16 protein-coding genes are annotated in these 23,266 nt (G+C 64.9%); 13 read left to right on the plus strand and 3 right to left on the minus strand.

Annotated elements, in window-relative coordinates; genetic code table 11:
* The first annotated feature begins 5 nt into the window (after positions 1–5).
* The 5 genes from pbpC (at position 6) to LRP30_RS19810 (ending at position 5,891) form a co-directional block, all read left to right on the plus strand.
* Positions 6–2,114 (plus strand): penicillin-binding protein 1C, encoded by a 2,109-nt coding sequence (gene pbpC / locus LRP30_RS19790; protein WP_249761427.1) that lies wholly within the window; start codon positions 6–8, stop codon positions 2,112–2,114.
* A 50-nt stretch (positions 2,115–2,164) separates the two neighbouring features.
* Positions 2,165–3,907, plus strand: coding sequence for a glycosyltransferase family 39 protein (locus LRP30_RS19795; protein ID WP_249761428.1), 1,743 nt, complete (start codon positions 2,165–2,167; stop codon positions 3,905–3,907).
* Position 3,908: 1 nt separating this feature from the next.
* Entirely contained in the window at positions 3,909–4,754 is an 846-nt protein-coding gene (locus LRP30_RS19800; protein WP_128933954.1) for a phosphatase PAP2 family protein, read from the plus strand.
* Positions 4,755–4,818: 64 nt separating this feature from the next.
* The gene (locus LRP30_RS19805) at positions 4,819–5,556 is read left to right on the plus strand and encodes a glycosyltransferase family 2 protein (RefSeq protein ID WP_091894848.1); all 738 of its coding nucleotides are present in this window, start codon (positions 4,819–4,821) and stop codon (positions 5,554–5,556) included.
* Positions 5,553–5,891: a lipid-A-disaccharide synthase N-terminal domain-containing protein gene (locus LRP30_RS19810; protein ID WP_091894846.1), complete on the plus strand. Its 339-nt coding sequence runs from the start codon at positions 5,553–5,555 to the stop codon at positions 5,889–5,891. Before LRP30_RS19805 ends, LRP30_RS19810 begins: the two co-directional genes overlap by 4 nt.
* Positions 5,892–5,901: 10 nt before the next feature.
* Here LRP30_RS19810 and LRP30_RS19815 read toward each other — a convergent pair whose 3' ends face one another.
* Both LRP30_RS19815 and metC read right to left on the minus strand, forming a co-directional pair.
* On the minus strand, positions 5,902–7,593 hold the full coding sequence (locus LRP30_RS19815) for a Na/Pi cotransporter family protein (protein ID WP_249761429.1): 1,692 nt from the start codon (positions 7,591–7,593) through the stop codon (positions 5,902–5,904).
* A gap of 155 nt (positions 7,594–7,748) precedes the next feature.
* Entirely contained in the window at positions 7,749–8,933 is a 1,185-nt protein-coding gene (gene metC / locus LRP30_RS19820; protein WP_249761430.1) for a cystathionine beta-lyase, read from the minus strand.
* Positions 8,934–9,329: 396 nt separating this feature from the next.
* Here metC and LRP30_RS19825 point away from each other — a divergent pair, with 396 nt between their 5' ends.
* The 6 genes from LRP30_RS19825 to LRP30_RS19850 all read left to right on the plus strand — a co-directional run bounded on the left by LRP30_RS19825 (position 9,330) and on the right by LRP30_RS19850 (position 18,527).
* Complete coding sequence (locus LRP30_RS19825; protein WP_128933949.1) at positions 9,330–10,346, plus strand: amino acid ABC transporter substrate-binding protein; 1,017 nt, start codon at positions 9,330–9,332, stop codon at positions 10,344–10,346.
* A 24-nt stretch (positions 10,347–10,370) separates the two neighbouring features.
* A complete protein-coding gene (locus tag LRP30_RS19830; RefSeq protein WP_249761431.1) occupies positions 10,371–11,576 on the plus strand; it encodes an ABC transporter permease subunit in 1,206 nt (401 codons plus the stop codon).
* Positions 11,573–13,093, plus strand: a complete 1,521-nt coding sequence (locus LRP30_RS19835; RefSeq protein ID WP_249761432.1) for an amino acid ABC transporter permease — start codon at positions 11,573–11,575, stop codon at positions 13,091–13,093. Before LRP30_RS19830 ends, LRP30_RS19835 begins: the two co-directional genes overlap by 4 nt.
* Before the next feature lie 11 nt (positions 13,094–13,104).
* On the plus strand, positions 13,105–13,842 hold the full coding sequence (locus tag LRP30_RS19840) for an amino acid ABC transporter ATP-binding protein (RefSeq protein ID WP_128933946.1): 738 nt from the start codon (positions 13,105–13,107) through the stop codon (positions 13,840–13,842).
* A gap of 99 nt (positions 13,843–13,941) precedes the next feature.
* Complete coding sequence (locus LRP30_RS19845) at positions 13,942–16,182, plus strand: tetratricopeptide repeat protein (protein ID WP_249761433.1); 2,241 nt, start codon at positions 13,942–13,944, stop codon at positions 16,180–16,182.
* Between the two features lie 101 nt (positions 16,183–16,283).
* Positions 16,284–18,527: a tetratricopeptide repeat protein gene (locus tag LRP30_RS19850; RefSeq protein WP_249761434.1), complete on the plus strand. Its 2,244-nt coding sequence runs from the start codon at positions 16,284–16,286 to the stop codon at positions 18,525–18,527.
* A 61-nt stretch (positions 18,528–18,588) separates the two neighbouring features.
* Here the strand turns inward: LRP30_RS19850 and LRP30_RS19855 are convergent, their stop codons facing one another.
* Entirely contained in the window at positions 18,589–19,623 is a 1,035-nt protein-coding gene (locus tag LRP30_RS19855; protein ID WP_249761435.1) for a cysteine synthase A, read from the minus strand.
* Positions 19,624–20,398: 775 nt separating this feature from the next.
* On the opposite strand from LRP30_RS19855, the gene LRP30_RS19860 reads away from it, so the two are divergent.
* Positions 20,399–21,850 carry an efflux transporter outer membrane subunit gene (locus LRP30_RS19860; protein WP_249761790.1) on the plus strand — a complete coding sequence of 484 codons (1,452 nt, stop codon included), beginning with the start codon at positions 20,399–20,401 and terminating at the stop codon, positions 21,848–21,850.
* On the plus strand, positions 21,840–23,231 hold the full coding sequence (locus LRP30_RS19865) for an efflux RND transporter periplasmic adaptor subunit (RefSeq protein ID WP_249761436.1): 1,392 nt from the start codon (positions 21,840–21,842) through the stop codon (positions 23,229–23,231). The genes LRP30_RS19860 and LRP30_RS19865 overlap by 11 nt, the downstream gene beginning before the upstream one ends.
* The last annotated feature ends 35 nt before the right edge of the window (positions 23,232–23,266 follow it).

Raw genomic sequence — 23,266 nt, forward strand, 5'->3', positions numbered from 1 at the left:
ATGGGATGAACGAAGTCAGCGAGGGCGGCGGTAGAGCAGGGCGAGGCGGCGTCATGCGTGCCCTGTCGGCCGTCGCCTTTGCCTTCATCCTCGCTATCGTCGGGTTCGTCGCCTGGGTCTACTCCCTCGGTCCTTTGCCGCTCGACGAGGCGCGGCAGGTCTCCACCACCATCGTCGACCGCAATGGCAAGCTGCTGCGCGCCTATGCCATGGCGGATGGGCGGTGGCGGCTGCCGGTCGATGCCAGGACGAACGTCGATCCGACCTATCTAAAACTGCTGCTCGCCTATGAGGATCAGCGCTTCTACGCCCATGACGGCATCGATCCGCTGGCGCTGGGCCGGGCCGCATTGCAGCTTGCAACGCGCGGCCACATCGTGTCGGGCGGCTCGACCATCAGCATGCAGCTTGCGCGGCTGATGGAGCCGCGACGACAGCGTTCGCTTTATGCCAAGCTGCGGCAGATGGTGCGGGCCATCGAGATCGAGCGAAGTTTGAGCAAGGAGCAGATCCTCGATCTCTATCTCGCGCTCGCCCCTTACGGTGGCAATCTCGAAGGCATCCGGGCTGCGTCGATCGCCTATCTCGGCAAGGAGCCGAAGAGGCTGTCGTTGGCGGAGGCCGCGCTGCTGGTGGCTCTGCCGCAATCGCCGGAGACGCGCCGGCTTGATCGCCATCCCGAGGCCGCCCGCATCGCGCGCGACCGCGTGCTCGACCGGATGGTCTCCGAGCATCAGGTCAGCGTGGAGGACGCGAAGCAGGCCAAGGCCGTTGCCATTCCGAAGCTGCGCAAGCCGATGCCGATCCTGGCGCCGCATGCCTCCGACACCGCGCTTTCGATCGTGAAGGACGCGCCGGTCATCAAGCTGACGCTGGATGCGAACTTGCAGAAGGTGCTGGAGCCGCTGGCGCGTGATCGTGCCATCGCGCTCGGGCCCAATATCTCGGTCGGCATCATCGTGGTCGACAATGAGAGCGGCGACGTGCTCGCCCGCGTCGGCTCGGCCGATTATTTCGACGAGAGCCGGGCAGGGCAGGTCGACATGACCCGCGCCATCCGCTCGCCGGGCTCGACCCTGAAACCTTTCATCTACGGCCTCGCCTTCGAGGATGGCTTTGTCCATCCGGAGAGCCTGATCGACGACCGGCCGGTCCGCTTCGGCTCCTACGCGCCGGAAAATTTCGACATGACGTTCCAGGGCACGGTACCGGTGAGGAAGGCGCTGCAATTGTCGCTGAACGTGCCCGCCATCGTGCTGCTCGATCGCGTCGGCTCGAGCCGGCTGGCCTCGCGGTTGCGGCAGGCTGGCGGCAATCTCGTGTTGCCCAAGGACGAGGCGCCGGGGCTCGCCATGGGTCTCGGCGGCGTCGGCGTCACGCTCCAGGACCTCGTCCAGCTCTATACGGGTTTCGCCCGGCTCGGCACCACCAAGCCGCTGCGCGAGATCATCGTTGACAGGGATGACCGTGAGCCGTTGCGGCTGCTGGATCAGGTTGCGGCCTGGCAGGTCGGCAACGTGCTCTTGGGCACGCCGCCCCCGGAGAATGCCGCCCATAACCGTATCGCCTTCAAGACCGGCACCTCCTACGGCTATCGCGATGCCTGGTCGGTTGGCTTCGACGGCCGCATGACCATCGGCGTCTGGGTCGGCCGGCCCGACGGTGCGCCGGTTCCCGGCCTGATCGGGCGTGTCGCCGCCGCGCCGATCCTGTTCGACGCCTTCGCCCGAACCGGCAAGACTCTGGCTCCGTTGCCGAAGCCGCCGAGGGGAACCCTGGTAGCCAGCAACAGCAAGTTGCCGCTGCCGCTGAAGAGGTTCCGTCCGGTCGGGGAACTGGTGCGCACCGGCGGCGAGCAGGCGCTGCACATTCAGTTTCCGCTCAACGGCTCGCGGATCGACGTCGATCGATCGAGTGGTCGGGAGAGCGCAGCCATGCCAGTCAAAGTCGCCGGCGGCGTTCTGCCCATGACCGTCATGGTTAACGGAACCGCGCTCGGCGAGATCGACGGCCGCCGCCAGCGGCTGATCGATCCGCCTGGTCCGGGCTTTGCGCGGCTCACCGTGATCGACGCCACGGGCGCGGCGGACACAGTTGTCATTCGAATTCAATGAGCCCGGCTTAAGCGGTTGTGGCGATGGCGGTTTCAGCGTAAGCGGAACCAATGGCCGAGACCTACCCAACTCCCCGTTTTGGAGCCCCCCGCGAGCCGAAATCGCCCGTCAATCCAGGCAGCGGGCTCGTGCGCATGCTCGATATCGTCACGGCCAGCCACGCTCGTGCGGTCGGCTTCCTGGTGCTGTGCGCTCTGCTGCTATTCCTGCCAGGCTTCTTCACCATCCCGCCGATCGACCGCGACGAAGCGCGCTTTGCCCAGGCCACCAAGCAGATGGTCGAGAGCGGCGACTATGTCGACATCCGCTTCCAGGAGGACGTCCGCTACAAGAAGCCGGTCGGCATCTACTGGCTGCAATCGGCCGCGGTCGAAACCGCTGCGGCGCTCAAGCTGCCGAAGGCCGAATTGCGCATCTGGGTCTACCGGCTGCCATCGCTGTTGGGAGCGATCGGTGCCGTGCTCATGACCTATTGGGCCGCGCTTGGTTTCGTCACGCGGCGCGCCGCGGTGCTGGCGGCGCTGATGATGTGCGCCTCGGTGCTGCTCGGTGTCGAGGCGCGTCTCGCCAAGACCGATGCGATGCTGCTGTTCTGCGTGGTCGCCGCGATGGGGGCGATGGCGCGGGCCTATCTGTCCTGGCAGCGAGCGGAAGATGAGACCCATCCGCCCTGGAGCTGGCCGGCGATCTTCTGGAGCGCGCTTGCCGTCGGCATCCTGATCAAGGGTCCGCTGATCCTGATGTTTGCCGGCCTGACCATCGTGGCGCTCGCGATCCAGGACCGCGACGCCTCCTGGCTGTGGCGGCTGCGCCCGGTCTGGGGCCTGATGTGGATGCTGGTGCTGGTGCTGCCCTGGTTCGTCGCGATCTTCTGGCGCGCGGGCGATGCCTTCTTCGCCGATTCCGTCGGCGGCGACATGCTGAGCAAGATAGGCGCCCAGGAATCCCACGGCGCACCTCCTGGTCTGTACCTCGCGCTGTTCTGGATCACCTTCTGGCCCGGCGCGCCGCTCGCGGCCATGGCAGCGCCCGCAGTCTGGCGGGCACGGCGCGAACCCGGCGCGCAATTCCTGCTGGCCTGGCTGGTCCCGTCCTGGATCGTGTTCGAAGCCGTGCTGACCAAGCTGCCGCACTATGTGCTGCCGCTGTATCCCGCGATCGCGATCCTCACCGCGGGAGCGGTGGAGCGGCGTGTGCTGTCGCGGTCCTGGCTGATGCGCGGCTCGGCCTGGTGGTTCGCGATCCCCGCGGCCGCCTCGATCATCGCGGTGGTCGGCGCGGTGATGCTGACGCGCCAGCCGGCCTTCGTGGCCTGGCCGTTCATCGCGGCATCGCTGATCTTCGGCCTGTTCGCCTGGTGGCTCTACGACAACAATCGCGCCGAGCGCTCGCTGCTGAACGCGCTGGTCGCTGCGCTGATGCTGGCGGTGACGGTCTACGGCATCGTGCTGCCGTCGCTGACCCCGCTGTTTCCGAGCATCGAGATCGCGCGCGCGCTTCGCAACGTCACCTGCGTCGGACCGAAGGCGGCTGCTGCCGGCTATCACGAACCGAGCCTCGTCTTCCTGACGGGCACGCAGACGCTGCTCACCGACGGCTCGGGCGCGGCCGACTTCCTGCGGCAGGGCAGCTGTCGCTTCGCGCTGATCGAGCAACGCTCCGAGCGTAGCTTCGTGCAGCGCGCCGAGGCGATCGGGCTGCGCTACAAGGTCGGTACGCGCATCGAGGGCTATAATTTCTCGCAAGGGCGCGCGATCGCGATCTCGACCTTCCGCTCGGAAGGCACCGAATAGGATGCGGGCCCCGAACGACATTGGGCCGCCTGCAGGCTATCCCGCGCAAGTGCTCGCCGTGTCCTGGCATGCGCTAGCGCAACTCGTGCGCACGCCCTCGCATTCGCGCCGCGCCGAGGCCGCCCGAAAGCTGGCGCGGCATTCGCTCTGGCTCAGTGCAGCGGGCGCAGCACTAGTCATCGTGCTGATGGTCGCGTTCGATCTGACCGAGATCCAGCTGATGCCGGCGCGGGGCACGCCAAGCCTGTGGCCAATCCGCATCCTCACCGATTTCGGCAAGGACGAGTATGTGCTGTCGGTGCTGGGTGCTGCGCTTGTGGCTGTGGCGTTCGTTGCGGCAGCGCTGCACGGGACTCGCCGTGCGCTGCTGCTTGGCCTCGGCACGCGGCTGCAATTCATGTTTCTGTCGGTTGCCGTGTCAGCGTTGGTCGCCGAGATCCTGAAATATCTCATCGGACGCGGACGTCCGTTCGTCGGCGGACAGGCCAATCCGTTCAACTTCATTCCGTTCGAGGGAACGGGGGCTTACGCCAGCCTGCCGTCGGGCCACGCAGTGGCAGCGTTCGCCTTGGCGTTTGCTGTATCAGCATTGTGGCCGCGCCTGCGCGTGTTCATGTTCACTTACGCAATCGTGATCCTTTTAACGCGTTTGGTGCTGCTCGCGCACCACCCGAGCGACGTCGTGGCCGGCGCCATGGTCGGCACGGTCGGCGCCTTGGCCGTCCGCTATTGGTTCGCGGCTCGAAGGCTGGGCTTTGCCATCCGCGCGGACGGCACGATCGTGCCGCTTCCCGGGGCGGTATCGAGCCGTCTCAAAAGGGTTGCCCACGGGGCATCCGCCCCATAAAAGCGGCTGCCTGCCGGGGCGCCGGTTCCTTGGAGGCAGGCCAATTCCAACCACGAGCCTTGATTTGTCGACGTCCCAGCCATCGGTTTCCATCGTCGTTCCCGTGCGCAACGAAGCCGACAACATCGCGCCCTTGATCGAGGAGATCACGGCGGCGCTCGATGGCCGCTGGGCCTATGAGATCATCTACGTCAACGACGGCTCGACGGATGCGACCGGCGAGCGGCTTGCCGGCATCATGAAGCAGCGGGGCAATCTGCGTCAGCTCCGCCATGCGAGATCGGGCGGCCAATCGGCAGCCGTGCGCAGTGGTGTGCGTGCGGCGCGCGGGGTGATCGTTGCCACGCTCGACGGCGACGGCCAGAACAATCCGGCGTTCCTGCCGGACCTGATCGCGGCGGTCGAGAAGGGAGCAGGGCGCGTCGGGCTCGCCGCCGGCCAGCGGATCGGGCGCAAGGACACCGGCTTCAAGAAGTTTCAGTCGCGCGTGGCGAACGGCGTTCGCAACGCGATCCTGAAGGATGGCACGCGCGACACCGGCTGCGGCCTGAAGGCGTTCCGGCGCGACGTGTTCCTGATGCTGCCCTATTTCGACGGGCTGCATCGCTTCCTGCCGGCGCTGGTCCGCCGCGAAGGCTACGACATTGCCTATGTCGACGTGATCGACCGGCCGCGCCGTTCCGGCGTGTCGAATTACGGCTTTTTCGACCGGCTGTGGATCGGCATCATGGATCTCGCCGGCGTGTGGTGGCTGATCCGCCGCAAGAAGACGACGCCAGATGTGACCGAGGTGAACGCATGATCATCCAATACGGTCAGGCGCTGAGCAACTATCTCTACGACGTCTTCGTCGCCAAGTTCGATTTCTGGCTCGCGTTCGGCCTCGTCGCACAATTGTTCTTCACCGCGCGCTTCCTGGTGCAGTGGATCGCGAGCGAACGCGCCGGCAACAGCGTGGTGCCGATGGCGTTCTGGTTCTGCTCCATGGGCGGCGGGCTGATGACGCTGGTCTACGGCGTCGTGAAGCGCGAGCCGGTCATCATCCTCGGACAGGCGCTCGCGACCATCATCTATATCCGCAACATCATGCTGATCGTGAAGAACCGCGGCAGCGCCTCGAAGACGCTGGACCGCTGACCTGGGAGCGCTAGCGCGGCAACGCCGACGCCGCGCCTGACGCGGGCAGGGCGGCTTGATCGGCCTCGTGCCGGCGATAGGGTTCGCCGGCCGCGTCCAGCACGGGGTAAGCGACCGAGCAGATATGCGAGTGGATGCGGCGCAGATCACGTAGCACGTCCAGATGCAGCGACGTGGTCTCGATGGTCTCGGGGCGGCCCTCGCGCAGCCGATCCAGATGGCGCTCAACGGCGGCAAGCTCGGTATTGCGCAGCGCCGTCTTCTCCACCAGCAGCTTGCGCGCCTCATTGGCGTCACCCGACATGAAGACGCCGAAGGCGATCCGCAGCGAATCCATCGTGCGCTTGTGGAAAGCGGCGAGCTCCTCGGCCCCCTCGGCCGAGAACTGGAAGCGCCGCTTGATCTTCTTGGTGGCGAGCTCGCTCAGGCTCTTGTCGATGATATCGCCGATATGCTCGAGGTTGATGGCGAAGGAGATGATCTCCATCGCGCGCCGCCCTTCGCTCTCGTCGAGGCTGCCCCGCATGAGTTTCGTCACGTAGAGCTTGATGGCCTCGTCGAGACCGTCGACGAGATTGTCCGTTTTCGAGACCTGGTCGACCAGCGCGCGGTCGCCGGTCATCATCGCGGCCATCACCTTGCGCAGCATGACCTCGACGAGGTCGCCCATGCGCAAGGTCTCGCGGGCGGCGTCGGCGAGCGCCAGTGACGGCGTCTCCAGCGCGGTCTCGTCGAGATAACGCGGGCGGGCCGGATCGGCCTCCTTGACACGATCGGGCAGCAGCCGGGTCAACAGGCGCGACATGATATCGAGCGGGCCGATGAAGAGGACGGCGGTGCCGACGTTGAAGGCGATGTGGAAGACGGCTGTCATCCGGGCGAGATCGGGCTGCCAGGCGTGCATGTGCTCGGCGATCACGCCCAGGAAGGGCAGGACCAGGGCAATCCCGATCACGCGGTTGACGAGATTGCCGACCGGCAGGCGGTAGCTCGCGGGATCGTCGCGCCTGGCGCCCTCGAACACGGGATTGATGGCGCTGCCGAGATTGGCTCCGAGCACCAGTGCGAGGGCCGCATAAGGCGTCACGAACTGCGAATAGGCCAGCGACATGATCAGCAGGACGCTGGCGACGCTCGAATGCACCGCCCAGGTGATGAGAGCCGCGATGACGATGCACAGAATGGGATCGCCTGTTATGGCCGACATCACGACGCGGACGCCGGGCGCGTTCTCCGCCGGCGCCAGCGTGTCGAGCAGAATGTGCAGCGAGAGCAGCATCAGGCCGAGGCCAATGCAGACGCGGCCGATGTCCTTGATCCGCGATCGCGGGCCTGAGCGGAAGGCGACGAGGCCGAGCACGAACAGCACCGGCGCAACGGCTGCGATGTTGAACGACAGCACCTGCACGATCAGCGTCGTGCCGACATTGGCCCCGAGCATGATGGCGAGCGCGGCGGCCAGGCTGACGAGACCCTCGGCGGCGAACGAGCTCGTGATCAGGGCGGTCGCCGTGCTGCTTTGGAGCAGGGCGGTGAGCCCGAGGCCGGCGGCGAATGCGCTGACGCGGTTGCTCAGCGCCTTGCTGAGCAGGCGCCGCAGGTCGGGACCGAAGGCGCGCAAGATCCCGCTGTGGACCATGTGCAGGCCCCACAACAACAGCGCAACGCCGCCCATGAGATCAAGCAGAACCAACGTTCCCATGCTCCGTGTCCGGATTGGAGTCGATTGGTGAGGCTAGCGCCAAACGTCGGCGGATCAAATCATTTGTTGGCGCGTCGCCGTTAACGTTTACGGCGCGTGCACGTTCCCGCGGCGCGCGATGCCGCGTCCTCGCGCACGATGCCCTGTGAGCAGGCTCACATTGCCGCCTTGAGAGCAGCGAAGCCGCGGTCGAGATCGGCCTTGAGGTCGTCGACGCTCTCGAGCCCGATGTGCAGGCGCAGCGTCGGGCCACCGGGCGCCCACTTGGTCGCGGTGCGATAGGCGTCGCAATCGAAGGGAATCACGAGGCTCTCGAAGCCGCCCCAGGAGAAGCCCATGCCGAATAGCTTGAGCGTGTCGAGCATGGTGTCGACCGCCTTCTGCGGCGCCGGCTTCAGCACGATGCTGAACAGGCCGGACGCGCCCGTGAAGTCACGCTTCCAGATTGCATGGCCGGGATCGGTTTCGAGTGCCGGATGCAATACGCGCGCAACCTCGGGTCTGGCGGCGAGCCAGCGCGCCATGTCGAGCCCCGAACGATGATGCTGCGCCAGCCGCACCGACAGCGTGCGCAGACCGCGCAGCGCCAGGAAGACGTCGTCGGGGCCGGCACAGACGCCGAGCAGGCGGATGCCTTCGGCGACCATCGGCCAAGCCTTGGCGTTGGCCGAGATGGTGCCGAACATGATGTCGGAATGGCCACCGATATATTTGGTGGCCGCCTGCATGCTGATGTCGACGCCCTGTTCGAGCGAGCGGTGATAGAGCGGCGTCGCCCAGGTGTTGTCGTCGATGACGAGCGCGCCGCGACCATGGGCTACCTCGGCGATGGCGCGGATGTCGGGCATCTCGAACGATTGCGAGCCTGGCGCCTCCACCAGAACGGCGCGGGTGTTGGGCTTGAGCAGCTTGTCGATGCCGGCGCCGATCAGCGGATCGAAATAGGTGGTCTCGATGCCATAGCGGGCGAGCATGCCGTTGCAGAAATTGCGCGAGGGCCGATAGACGTTGTCGCAGACCAGGAGATGGTCGCCGGCCTTCAGCACCGAGAGCAGGGTGGTCGAGATCGCCGACAGTCCCGACGGCACGATGCCGACGCCGGCGCATTGCGGCCCCTCCAGCGCCATCAGCGTCTCCTGGAAGGCCTTCGTGGTGGGGGAACCGTGGCGGCCATACGTGAACTCGCCGCGATGGGCGTGCAGGTCCTCGGCGGTCGGATAGAGCACGGTCGAGCCGTGAAATACCGGCGGATTGACGAACCCCTTCTGCGCCTTGGTGTCGCGGCCGGAGGTGACCAGCCGGGTCTCGGCCTGCTGCTGGGAGGGGTGCGAGGAATCCATGCGTCTGCTTTCAAAACCGCGTTTCCAGCGGGCGCGTCGCGCCCGCGGGCTGGCCGAAAGGCCGCCGTCGTTAATAACAGAACACAGAAGAGTCCCGTCAACCCCTTGACTCGGCACGCCAGTCGTTCTGTGATGCGCAGGTGCTATTCAGTCGCCGCATGTTGAGGGGCCTGCCGCGACCTTCGATCCATCGCCTGACCGGACTTTGCGCTACAGCCATAATGGCGGGCGCCTTTCGGCGGGGATGAAGGTATGGCCTCCCGGGATCGGCGGGTGTTCGGCTAGGTTGGCCAGCATGAGTCTTGCAAGGCTAGCCTTGGTACGATTAGCCCTGGCAGAGATGACCCAAAGACAACGTTCCCGACACTTGAGACGATTTTGAAAGGCCCGAAGCCCATGAAACGCGTAACCCTGGCTCTCACTCTGGCTCTCGCCGCCGGCCTCACCGCGCAGGCCGCCGATGCGCAAACGCTCAAGACCGTCAAGGACCGGGGCATGCTGTCCTGCGGCGTCAGCCAGGGCCTGCCGGGCTTCTCATCGCCCGACGACAAGGGCAACTGGACCGGGCTCGACGTCGACGTCTGCCGCGCCATCGCCGGGGCCATCTTCAACGATCCGACCAAGGTCAAATACGTGCCGCTGTCCGCCAAGGACCGCTTCACGGCGCTGCAATCCGGCGAGATCGACGTGCTCTCGCGCAACACCACCTGGACCATCTCGCGCGACACCTCGCTGGGCGCCAACTTCACCGGCGTGACCTATTATGACGGGCAGGGCTTCATGGTGAAGAAGTCCCTCAAGGTGAATTCCGCGCTCGAGCTCAATAGCGCATCGGTCTGCGTGCAGACCGGCACCACCACCGAGCAAAATCTCGCCGACTACTTCAAGGCCAACAACATGAAGTACGAGGTGATCGCGTTCAGCACCAACGACGAAACGGTCAAGGCCTATGAAGCCGGCCGCTGCGACGTCTTCACCACCGACCAGTCGGGCCTGTACGCCAACCGCCTCAAGCTCGCCAATCCCAACGACCATATGGTGCTCCCCGAAATCATCTCGAAGGAGCCGCTCGGGCCGATGGTGCGCCACGGCGACGACCAGTGGTTCGACATCGTGAAATGGACGCTGTTTGCGATGATCACGGCTGAAGAGCTCGGCGTGACCTCGAAGAACGTCGACGAGAAGGCGAAGCTGGAAAGCCCGGAGCTGAAGCGCGTGCTCGGCAGCGACGGTAATTTCGGCGAACAGCTCGGCCTGACCAAGGACTGGGTGGTACGGATCGTGAAGGCGGTCGGCAATTACGGCGAGGTGTTCGACCGCAACGTCGGCTCAGGCTCGCCGCTGGCCATCAATCGCGGGCTCAACAATCTCTGGAACAAGGGCGGTCTCCAGTACGCGCCGCCGATCCGCTGATCACCCTGATCGCAGCTCGCGGCGATGAGCACCGAGGCCCGTAAACCGCCGCCCCAGATCGCGCTGAAGATCAGGCGTGTGCTGGGCGGCAAGGCAGGCTGGAACGGCATTGCCGTCCAGTTTGCCTTCGCGGCGATCCTGGGCTGGATCGGCTATGAGATCGTCTCCAACGCCCGCGCCAACCTCGAAAACCAGCACATCGCCGCCGGCTTCGGCTTCCTCCGCAACAATGCCGGCTTCGATGTCAATCAGACCCTGATTCCCTACACCGGCTCGGACACGTTCCTGCGCGTGTTCGTGGTCGGGCTCCTGAACACGCTCGTGGTCTCGGTGGTCGGCATCGTCTTCGCCACCGTGATCGGCTTCATCGTCGCGCTATGCCGGCTGTCGCCCAATTGGCTGTTGTCGCGCGTCGGCGAGATCTATGTCGAGGTCATCCGCAACCTGCCGCTGCTGTTCCAGATCCTGTTCTGGTACCTCGCCGTGCTCGCTGCCTTGCCCAATCCGCGGCAGAGCATTTCGCTGCTCGGCATTGCCTTTCTCAGTAATCGCGGCCTCGTCGTTCCCAGTCCGATCGGCCAGAGCGGCCTCGGGCCGTTCCTGGCGATGCTGGCGCTCGGCATCGTCGCCTCGCTGGTGCTGCGTTTCCATGCGCGGCGCGCGTTGTTTCAGGAAGGGCGGCTGATCCGGATCTGGCCCTATGTGCTGGGGGCCCTGTTCGGATTGCCGCTCGCCACCATGCTGGTGTTTGGTCTGCCCTTTACCTTCGAGCTGCCGCAGCTTCGGGGGTTCAACTTCGCCGGCGGCTCACGCATCATCCCGGAATTCGTGGCGCTCACGGTGGCGCTGTCGACCTATACCGCTGCTTTCATTGCCGAGATCGTGCGTGCCGGCATTCTGTCCGTTCACAAGGGGCAGATGGAGGCGGGATCCTCGCTCGGTCTCAGCCGCGGCGCCACGCTCCGCCTGATCGTCGTGCCGCAGGCCATGCGCGTCATCGTGCCGCCGCTGACCAACCAATACCTCAACCTCACGAAAAATTCCTCGCTGGCGGTCGCGATCGGCTATCCTGACCTGGTGTCGGTATTCGCCGGCACCTCGCTGAGCCAGACCGGCCAGGCGATCGAGATCATCGCCATGACGATGGGCGTCTACCTCCTGATCTCCCTCGTCACCAGCGCGATCATGAGCGTCTACGGTTGGCGCGTCAGCCGGAGCCTCGGCGCATGAGCGATATTGCGACGTCCGCCTTCGTTCGTCGGGACCTGGTCGCCGAGCGTCCCGCGCCGGTCAAGACCACGGGCTTCATCGGCGTGCTGCGAACCCGCCTGTTCAACTCGCCGACCAACATCCTGCTCACGATCGTGGGCGCCCTGCTGCTCTGGTTCACCATCGTTCCCTCCGTCAAATTCCTGATGGTCGATGCGGTCTGGACCGGCAAGGATCGCACGGCTTGCCTTGCCGAGAACGCTGGTTTTGCGGTCGGCGCCTGCTGGCCCTACATCCAGGCCAAGCTGCCGCAACTGATCTATGGCTTCTATCCCGAGGCCGAGCGCTGGCGGGTCAATCTCACGTTCGTCTTGGCGGTGGTCCTGCTGGCGCCGCTGCTCATTCCCAGGCTGCCCGCGAAGGGGCTGAATGCCAGCCTGTTCTTCATCGCCCTTCCGGTGGTGGCATTCTTCCTGTTGCACGGTGGCGGCATCAAGGGATTTGGCCTGAGCTGGACGGCCGGCCTGCTGCAACTGTTCGACGAGAGCCTCATCGGCGCCGGGCAGGCGCTGCTCAATCTCAGCAAGACGTCCGCCATCGCACCGCTGCTGTGGGCCGTCGGAAGCCTCATCGTGCTGGTCGGCACGGCGATCTCCTGGCTGATCTTTCCGCTCACTTGGCTGCGCGATCAGATCCAGGAGACGGGGCAGCCGGTCTGGGCCGATTTCGCCATCACGGCCGCGATTGTCTGCCTGATCGCCTTCGTTCTTGGCGGCGGCGTTCGCACCGGCGGGCGGGCTCTGGCATCCAGCATCGCCGCCTTCATCGGCATCGCGATCGTCATCAAGCTGATGGGCCTCGACCGCGGGGGATTGCCTGTTGTGGCAACGAATTTGTGGGGTGGCCTTCTGGTGACGCTGGTGGTCTCCGTCACCGGCATCGTCACCTCGTTGCCGATCGGTGTCGCGCTGGCGCTTGGCCGCCGTTCCACCATTCCACTGATCCGGATCTTCTCGATCGCCTTCATCGAATTCTGGCGCGGCGTGCCGCTGATCACCGTGCTGTTCTTCGCAACCTATATGCTGCCTTTGTTCCTGCCCGGCAATTTCACCGTCGACGGGCTCGTGCGCGCCCTGATCGGGATTGCGCTGTTCACGGGCGCTTATCAGGCCGAGAACGTCCGCGGCGGCTTGGCCGCGATTCCGCGCGGGCAGGGCGAGGCGGCCGCTGCCCTGGGGCTCTCCTGGTGGAAGACGACCTCGCTGATCGTGTTGCCGCAGGCGCTGCGCCACGTCATTCCGAACCTCGTCAACAGCTTCATCTCGCTGTTCAAGGACACCTCGTTGGTCTCGATCGTGGCGCTGTTCGATCTCCTCGGCTCGCTCCGCGCCTCGTTCTCGGATCCGAAATGGTCGACGCCGTCGACCGCGTTCACCGGCTTTGCCTTTGCCGGCGTCATCTATTTCATCTTCTGCTTTGGAATGTCGCGCTACTCGCTGTTCGTCGAGCACCGCCTCAACGCTCACCGCCGCAACTGATGGAGCTCACCATGTCCGACCCCATCGTCAAGATTTCCGGCCTCAACAAATGGTACGGCGACTTTCACGTCCTGCGCGACATCGACCTCGATGTCCACAAGGGCGAGCGCATCGTGATCTGCGGGCCCTCGGGCTCGGGCAAGTCGACGCTAATCCGCTGCATCAACGCGCTCGAGGAATTCCAGGAGGGCGAGATCGTCGTCGACGGCATCGAGCTCGGTCCGAACCTCAAACATATCGATGCGGTGCGACGCGAAGTCGGCATGGTGTTTCAGAGCTTCAATCTGTTCCCGCATCTCACGGTCCTCGATAATTGCACGCTGGCGCCGATCTGGGTGCGCAACATCCCCAAGAAGGATGCCGAGGAGGCCGCCATGAAATTCCTGGAGCGGGTCAAGATCCCGCACCAGGCCAACAAGTTTCCCGGCCAGATGTCCGGCGGCCAGCAGCAGCGCGTCGCGATCGCCCGTGCGCTGACCATGAACCCGAAGGTGATGCTGTTCGACGAGCCAACCTCGGCGCTCGACCCCGAAATGGTCAAGGAGGTGCTCGACACCATGGTCGATCTCGCCGAGGAGGGCATGACCATGCTGGTCGTCACCCACGAGATGGGCTTTGCCCGCGAGGTCGCCAACCGCGTCGTGTTCATGGACGCCGGCCAGATCATCGAGGCCAACACGCCGAAAGAATTCTTCGCCGCCCCGCAGCACGCCCGCACCAAGCTTTTCCTGAGCCAGATCCTGCGCTGAGCCCCGGGAAATCCCGGGGGCATCTCCGGTCCTGCTGATCGGCCGGCCCTGGCCGCGAATCAGTTAGACTCTTTCCGGGCAATCCTCCGGAGAGACACCTTGCAGGGCAGCGGCGGCGCGCGCGCATTCCAGAACGCGCGATTGCAGAAGAAATTGATGAAGCAGGCGGATGCCATCCTCTCCGCCGCGGCCGCCGCGTATGGCCAGGGCAGATTTGCCGAGACCGAGGCGCTCTGCCGTGAGATCCTGAAAGCGATTCCGGATCATGTCGACGCCATGCACTTGTTCGGTATGTGCGCGCATGACGGCCGGCGCCTGGAGGAGGCGCAACAACTGCTTGAGCGCGTGATCGAGCTCGATCCGCGCCTGCACGATGCCCATAACAATCTCGCCACCGTGCATTTCGACCTCGGCAATTACGAAGAGGCGCGGCGGTGTCAGGAGAGGGCCATCGCGCTGAAGCCGAATTTCGCGGTGGCGCTGACCAACCTCGGCAATACGCTGATGCATTTGGGGCACTACGGCCAGGCGCTCGAGCTGCACGAACGCGCCATCAAGTTGAAGCCGGATTATGCCGATGCGTTCTGCAATCGCGGCATGGTCGAGATCTTGCTTGGACAGGTCACTCGCGCCAAGGAAAGTTTCGATCGCGCCCTGCTGTTTCAGCCGCGTCACGCCGAGGCCATCGTCGGCAGCGGCATGGTCAGCATGGAGCTGCGGCACCACGAGGAGGCGGCAGCCAAGTTTGCCATGGCGCTCGCGATCAAGCCCGGCGCGCCAAGGATCCTGGCCCAACGCGGGCGCCTCAGTTACGAGCTGCAGCGCCTGGAGCCCGCGCTGGCGGATTTCGAGGCGGCGCTTGCGATTTCGCCCAAGCTCGAACTGGCGCTCCGGGGCAAGGCGCAGGCCTGCCTCGTCATGGGAAAGACCGCGCAGGCGATGGCGGCCGCGACGACCTTGATCGAGCGAAATCCGCGCTCCGAGATGGGGTTGGCGCTGATGGGCTTCGCTTATTCGAACCAGGGGGACATGGACTCCGCGATCGAATATCTCGATCGTGCGCTTGCGATCCGACCGGACTATGGGGATGCGATCAGGGGCAAGATCTTCTTGCAGGACTACCGTGCCGAAGCCGATTTCGCGGTCCAGCAGGCGGTCCGCAGAGACTGGTGGGACTTGATCGGCTCCAAGATGCCGCGAAGGGAGCTGCCGAAGCGGCCGCTTGATCCGGAAAAGCGGATCGTGGTCGGCTATGTCGCTGCCGAATTCCGGCAGCACTCGGCGGGGCTCACCTTGCTGCCGGTGCTGCGCCATCATGATCACGCCAAATTTGAAATCATCTGCTACTACTCTTGGCCGGGAGAGGACGAGTACACCGCCAAGTTCAAGCAAATGGCGGACGTCTGGGTCGACGCCTGGCAGCTGTCGGACGACGAACTCGCCGATCGCATTCAGGCCGACAATGTCGACATCCTCATCGACGTTTCGGGCCACACGACCGGTAACAGGCTGCAGGTCTTCGCGCGGAAGCCGGCCCCGATCCAGGCCACCGGCTTCGGACACGCGACGGGCACGGGCATGCAGACCATGGACTATGTGCTCGCGGATCCCATTTTCATTCCGCCATCGGTTCGGCATTTGTTTGCCGAAAAGATCCACGATCTGCCGTGCCTGATCACGATGGAGCCCGTCTCGGATCTGGCGCCTTCCGAGCTGCCGATGCTCCGCAGCGGCTACGTCACCTTCGGCGTGTTCAACCGCATCTACAAGATATCGGACGATGCGATCCGGGTGTGGTCGCGCTTGATGCGAGAGCTGCCGGGATCGAAGATCATCCTCAAGCATGGTCTGCTCGATGACCAATTGCTGCGCGATAGCCTGGTCGCGCGCTTCGTGGCGCAGGGCGTTACCGAGGAGAACATCACTTGCCTGGGCACCACCTCGCGCAACGACCACCTGGCGGCTTTTGCCAAGGTCGATATTTCCCTCGATACGTTCCCGCAAAATGGCGGCATCAGCACCTGGGAATCGCTCTACAAGGGCGTTCCGGTGGTGGCCAAGCTCGGCAATGGGGCGTCGTCGCGTGCCGGCGCCTCCATCGTGGCCGCCGTCGGTCTCGGCGACTGGATCGCCGAGGATGACGAGGGCTATATCGAGATCGCGCGCAAATTTGCGACGCAGCCCGATCATCTCGCGAAGTTGCGCGCGCAGTTGCCGGCTCAGATTGCAGCCTCGCCGGCCGGCAATGTCGAGATCTACACGCGTGAGCTCGAGGCGGGCTACCGCCAGTTCTGGCGCGATTATTGTGCCGCCGCCTCGGACGGCGGCGAGCTGGCATAAGCAGGTCGGTTGCCCCCCGGGGCGTTACTGGTCCAGCTGACGGGGCGGCGCCGGCCGCGAATCAGTTAGACTCGCTCCGGGCCATCCTCCGGAGAGATACCTTGCAGAGCAGCGGCGCCGGCGCGCGCGCGTTCCAGAACGCGCGATTGCAGAAGAAATTGAAGAAGCAGGCGGACGCCATCATCTCCGCCGCGGCGAGCGCCCATGGCCAGGGACGATATGCGGAGACCGAGGCGCTGTGCCGTCAGGTCCTGCAAGCCATTCCCGATCATTTCGACGCCACGCACCTGCTCGGCCTGTGCGCGCATCAAGGCGGCCGCCTGGGGGAGGCGCAACAGCTGCTCGCGCGCGCGATCGCGCTCGAGCCGCGTTCGCATGAGGCCTATAACAATCTCGCGACCGTACACTCCGGTCTCGGGCAATTTGAGGCCGCCCGCGCATGTCAGGAGAGGGCGATCGCGCTGAAGCCGAATTTTCCGCAGGCCCTGACCAGCCTCGGTAATACCTTGCTCCACCTAAACCTGCCCGAACAGGCGATCGAAGCGTACGACCGCGCCATTCGCCTGAAGCCGGACCATGCCGATGCGCTTTGCAATCGTGGCTTGGCGGAGCTGACGCTACGCCAGTTCGACCGCGCCAAGCAAAGTTTCGAGCGCGCATTGGTGTTTCAGCCGCGGCACGTGGAAGCGCTCGTCGGCAAAGGCGTGGTCAGTATCGAGCTCAAGCACGACGATGAGGCGGAAGCCGCGCTCGGCGCGGCGCTGACGATCCGGCCCAATTCGGCGAAGGCCCTGGCACACCGCGGACGGCTCCATCTCGAGCTGTCGCGCTCGGAGCGGGCGGCAGCGGATTTCGATGCAGCACTGGCGCTTTCGCCCCGGCTCGAGGTGGCCTTGCAGGGAAAGGCGCAGGTCGCGCTTGCCATGGGCAACACGGCGCAGGCGATTGCGGCCGTCAAGACCTTGCTCGAGGAAAATCCGCGCTCCGCGATCGCGATGACGCTGCTGAGCGCCTGTTTTGCAAACCAGGGCGAGATCGCATCCGCAATCGAACATCTCGACGCCGCGCTGGCAATCGCGCCGGACCATGCGGACCTGATTGCGCGGAAGATCCACTTTCTGGACTTTCTTTCCGACGCCGATTTCGCGGTCCAGCAGGCCGCGCGAAAATATTGGTGGGAGGCGATCGGCGGCAGATTGCCGCAAAGGAAGCTCTCACCACGGCAGCTCGATCCTGACAGGCGGATCGTGATCGGTTATGTCGCTGCCGAGTTCTGGTACCATTCGGCGGCGTTCGGCCTGCTGCCGGTGCTGCGCCATCATGATCACGCCAAATTCGAAATCGTCTGCTATTCGTGCTCGCCGTTGCGAGACGAGATGACTGCCGAATTCAAGTCGTTGGCGGACGTCTGGGTGGACGTCTGGCAGCTTTCGGACGACGAGCTGGCCGATCGTATCCAGGCGGACAATGTCGATATCCTGATCGACGTGTCCGGGCATTCGACCGGCAACAGGCTGCCCGTATTCGCCCGCAAGCCGGCTCCCATCCAGGTCACGGGCTTCGGTCACGCGACCGGTACGGGCCTTCAGACCATGGACTACGTGCTCGCCGATCCGGTCTTCATTCCGCAATCGGCGCGCCATCTGCTCGCCGAAAAGGTTCACGATCTGCCGTGCCTGATCACGACCGATCCCATCCTGGATGTGCCGCCTTCGGAGCTTCCCATGCTCCGCAACGGCTATGTCACCTTCGGTGTGTTCAACCGCATCTACAAGATCTCGGACCAGGCAATCCGCGTATGGGCGAAAGTGATGCGCGAGGCGACCGGATCGAAGATCATCATCAAGCATACTTTGCTCGATGATTCCTTGCTGCGCGACAATCTGATCGCGCGGTTCGTGACGCAGGGGATCGCCGAAGAGAACGTGATCTGCATGGGCTCGACCCCACGCCACGAGCACCTGTTGGCCTTCGCGCAGGTCGACATCTCCCTCGATACGTTCCCGCAAAATGGCGGCGTCAGCACCTGGGAATCCCTCTATGCGGGCGTTCCGGTCGTTGCAAAGCTCGGCAATGGCGCCTCGTCGCGCGCCGGTGGCGCCATCGTGGCTGCCGTTGGGCTCAACGACTGGGTCGCCGAGGACGACGAGGGCTACGCCGCAATCGCGTGCAAATACGCGGCACAGCCTGCGCATCTGGCGAAGTTGCGTGCGGAGTTGCCAGCTCGGATCGCAGCCTCGCCGGCAGGCAATGTCGAGATCTATACGCGCAGGGTCGAGGCGGGATATCGCCAGTTCTGGCACGACTATTGTGCCTCGGCCTCGGAACGCGGCGAGGTCGTGTAAACAGCCGGCCGCGCGGGCCCTCTGGGCACGCGCTTTCGGGACGTTAGGAATCCTACCGCTGTCAGACGAACGGCGGCTTGATGTTGCTGCGCTTCTCCAGCCACTCGGGCACCGGAAGGTTTTTGGCGCGCATGAAGTCCGCGTTGAACAGCTTCGACTGATAGCGGCTGCCGGAATCGCAGAGCACGGTGACGATCGTCTTGCCGGGCCCGAGCTGCTTCGCAAGGCGTATCGCGCCGATGATATTGATGCCGGTCGAGCCGCCGAGGCACAGGCCTTCGTGCTGGAGCAGCTCGTAGATCGCGCTGACGGCTTCGGCGTCGGGAATGAGATAGGCGTCATCGACCTTGGCCGTCTCGACGATCGCGGTCGCGCGGTTGAGGCCGATGCCCTCGGTGATCGAGCCGCCGGGCGTGGCCTTGGGATCGCCGGTCCTGAAATATTCGTACATGCCGGCGCCGTGCGGATCGGCGCAGGCGATGCGGATGTTCTTGTTCTGCTCTTTGAGATAGCGGCTGACGCCGGCGAGCGTGCCGCCGCTGCCGACCGAGCAGACGAAGCCGTCGACCTTGCCGCCGGTCTGCTCCCAGATCTCGGGTCCGGTGGATTCGTAATGCGCCTTGGCGTTGTCGAGATTGTTCCACTGGTCGGCGAAGAGCACGCCATTGGGCTCGGTCTTGCGCAGCTCGTCGGCGAGGCGCCGGCCGACATGCTGGTAGCTGTTGGGGTTGGCATAGGGCAGGGCCGGCACCTCGATCAGCTCGGCGCCGCACAGCTTCAAGAAATCCTTCTTCTCCTGGCTCTGCGTCTCCGGGATCACGATCAGGGTGCGATAGCCGCGCGTGCTCGCAACGACCGCAAGCCCGATGCCGGTATTGCCGGCCGTCGCCTCCACCACGAGCCCGCCGCGCTTCAGCTCGCCGCGCTTCTCGGCCTCCAGGATCATCCATTTGCCGGCGCGGTCCTTCACCGACTGGCCGGGATTCATGAACTCGGCCTTGCCCAGGATGGTGCAGCCGGTCAATTCCGAGGCGCGCTTGAGCTTGATGAGCGGGGTGTTGCCGATGGCTTCGACAACGTCATTCTTGATGGTCATATCGGGGGAAATCACTGGCAAAGGGGTTGATCAGCTTGGCCAGAACCTAGTGCTTGCAAGACAAAAGGGGAAGGCTTTTGCGCTGCGGCGAAACCGGTCGAAGCCCCCGCCGCAGCAGGGATATTTTTGAGAGCACAGACCCGGCGATGATGTGCCGGGCCGCGAGGCGGGATATCGGTAGGAGAATATGGGCGATCTTCGTCGGAGCACAGAAGATAACGATCGTCGTGGGCGGTCCTCGCGACAATCTTCGCCTTCGGCGGCATGTCTCGATGTCGAGCTGGGTGAAAGGCGTCCGGAAGCTTGAAAGCATATCTGCGTGAGCGAGGCGCATTTGCTTTCGTCGCAATTGACGATCTCGTGAGAGTCGCCCGACCTCGAGACGGAGCTGAAATCGCGTGGGTGCTGTTGAGCAGTCCGATAAGGATCGAGCCGCACCGGTGTTGCGGCAATATCACATGAAATCTTAGTAAGCTTGAGCGCGTGACAGGACGGCGCTGAAATGCAAGAAGCCACTGCGAGACAAGGACATCTCGCATTTGCGCGGTCCTGACGTCGGTCCGTTCCGACGCGCCTCTCGCACCTGCGGGACTGTCCCGCAGTTCCGCGCCCGGCTAATATGGGTCTCAGGTTCCGCAGAAAGCATCACAGCTGTGAACGAGTTGTCCAACGCCCCCCGACTGCGCCGCCGCGAATCGGTTAATCCGGCTTCGCGGTGGCGGCTCGACCTGCCCGGCGGGGGGTGGATGTGACACAGGTTGTTCCTGCGATCGCCATGCGGCGGTCTCCAGGGTCTGCGTCCAGGACGCGGCACGCGGCGCGCTGGCTTGCGGCGCTGTGCCTCGCGGCCAGTTCGGGCGCTTGCGTGCTGACGCAGGATCTTCCCGATCCCGCGCTCGATGTTCCCACGCAGTACAAATACGCCGGCAAAGGGGATGCGCCGCCGTCGCTGGATTGGTGGCGCGGCTTCCGCTCCACGGAGCTGACGCAGCTGATGGAGGAGGCGCAGACTGTCAACCTCGACATCGCCGCTGCGGTGGCGCGAATCGTCCAGGCCGACGCCCAGGCGCGGCAGGCGGGCGCGGCGCTGCTGCCGAGCCTGTCCACGGCTGGATCGGAAACCTACTCGCGCACCTCGGGCTCGAGCGCCTCGGGCCTGTCCATCGGCGGGCGCGAAGTCGTCAACTATTCGGCCTCGCTGAGCGCGAGCTACCAGCTCGACTTCTGGGGCCAGAACCGCGACGCGCTGCAAACGGCTGAGGAGACGGCGAACGCCAACCGCTTCGATCGCGACACGGTCGCGCTGACGACGCTGGCAGCCGTCGCCAATGCCTATTTCCAGGTGCTGGCCTCGCAGGACCGCATCAGGACCTCACAGCGCAACATCGCGAGCGCGCAACGCATCCTCGATGCGGTCAAGGAGCGACGTAAGGCCGGCACCGGAAGCGATCTTGACGTCGCCCAGCAGGAGAGCCTGGTCGCGAACCAGAAGGCCTTGGTGCCGCCACTGCGCCAGACGCTCGACCAGAACATCAACGCGCTGGCTGTGTTGGTATCGCGCCCGCCGGAGAGCGTGCGCTTGCTCGGCGGCTCGCTGGACCGGATCGCGATCCCGCGCGTCACGCCCGGCCTGCCGTCCGAGATCCTGACGCAGCGGCCGGACATCCGCCGGCAGGAGGCGCAGCTCGCCTCGGCCACCGCAAACATCGGCAATGCCCGCGCTCAATTCTTTCCGACGATCCAGCTGACCGGCAATGGCGGCTATCAGAGCTCGGCGCTGGTCTCGCTGTTCCAGCCGCATGCCGCCTTCTTCCAGCTCGTCGGAAGCGCCACGCAGCCGATCTTCGACGGCGGCAGGATCCTCGGCAATTTCGAACTTGCCAAGGCGCGTCAGGACGAACTGCTGCAGACCTACCGCAAGACCATCGTCCAGGCCTTTGCCGATGTCGACAACGCGCTGTTCTCGATCAAGCAGACCACGATCAAGCTGCAATTGCAGCGCGATGTCGTCGCCGCCTCGCGCCGCGCCTTCGATCTCTCCGAGCAGCAATTGCGCGCCGGCACTGCCGACATCGTGACCGTGCTCAACACCCAACTGACCCTGTTCCAGGCGGAAGACGCGCTGTCGCAGGCCCAACTCGCACGGCTTCTCGCCATCGTGAGCCTGTACCAGGCGCTCGGCGGCGGTTGGGAGCCGAGGATGGAGAAACCGGTCAATGCTCTTTAAGCCGGAGGCGAAGCAAGGCGCGAAGGAGGGGGCGGCGAAAAAATCGCGCGGCCGCGGCCTGGTCATGACCCTGATCACGCTCGCGATCCTCGGCGGCCTTGGTTATCTCGGCTGGACCGTCACGCATCAGCAGCAGGCGAACAACCGCAACCAGCGGCCCGATCTGCCGGTGCCCGTGCTGGCGGCGAGCCCGCGCGTCCAGGACGTGCCGGTTTATCTCGACGGCGTCGGTGCGATCCGCGCGCTCAATACCGTGACCGTGCGCTCGCAGGTGGACGGCAAGCTGATCGCGGTCAATTTCACCGAAGGTCAGGACGTCAAGAAGGGCGACGTGCTCGGCGAGATCGATCCGGCGATTTATCAGGCGCAGTACGATCAGGCGGTGGCCAAGAAGGCGCAGGATCAGGCCCAACTCGCCAACCAGCGCATTGACCTTACGCGTTACGAGCAGCTCGCCGCCACCAATGCCGGCTCCAAGCAGCAGGCCGACACGCAGCGGGCCCTGGTGGCGCAGACCGAGGCGCTGGTGAAGGCGGATCAGGCCGCGATCGACAATGCCGCGGCGACGCTGAGCTACACCAAGATCGTGGCGCCGCTCTCGGGCCGCGTCGGCCTGCGACAGGTCGACCAGGGCAACATCATCCACGCCTCCGACACCACGGGCCTTGTCGTCATCACGCAGTTGCAGCCGATCGCGGTGTGGTTCAGCCTGCCACAGCAGCAGATCATGCGCGTCAACGCCGCGGCGGCGAAGGGTGCGCTCGCCGTCGACGTGTTCGGCAATGACGGCATCACGGTGATCGATACCGGCAAGCTCACCGGCATCGACAACCAGGTCGACCAGACCACCGGCACGCTCAGGCTCAAGGCGGAATTCCCCAACGCCAACTACCAGCTCTGGCCGGGCCAGTTCGTCAATGTCCGCCTCAAGGTCGAGACCTTGACGCAGGCGCTGGTGGTGCCGACCTCTGCGGTGCAGCGTGGTCCGATCGGGACCTTCAGCTATGTCATCGGCGAGGAAAACATCGTCTCGGCCAAGCCCGTGACGGTCACGCAGCAGAACGAGCATGACGCCGTCATCGCCAGCGGCCTGTCGCCGAACGACAAGGTCGTCACCACGGGCTTTGCCAATTTGTCCGACGGCTCCAAGGTGACCGTCGGCCGCGACGACCAGACCCCGTCGGCCGATCTTGCCCCGCGCAAGCGCTCGCGTGGGCCGGACGCTCAGAAGAAGGATGGTGCCAAGGACGGCCAGAAGGACGGACAGGGCAAGGACGGCGAGTTCCGCGCCAAGCGCAAGAGCAGCGAAGGTGACCAGAAGGGACAGACCGGACCGGCACCGGGGCCGGGGGCATCGGGAGGTGGAGCCAAGCAGCCATGATCCCGACAACAGCCGCTTGACGCGGCAGGCGTAAC

It is taken from the genome of Bradyrhizobium sp. C-145 (genome assembly GCF_023375135.1).
Classification (GTDB): Bacteria; Pseudomonadota; Alphaproteobacteria; order Rhizobiales; family Xanthobacteraceae; genus Bradyrhizobium; species Bradyrhizobium zhanjiangense.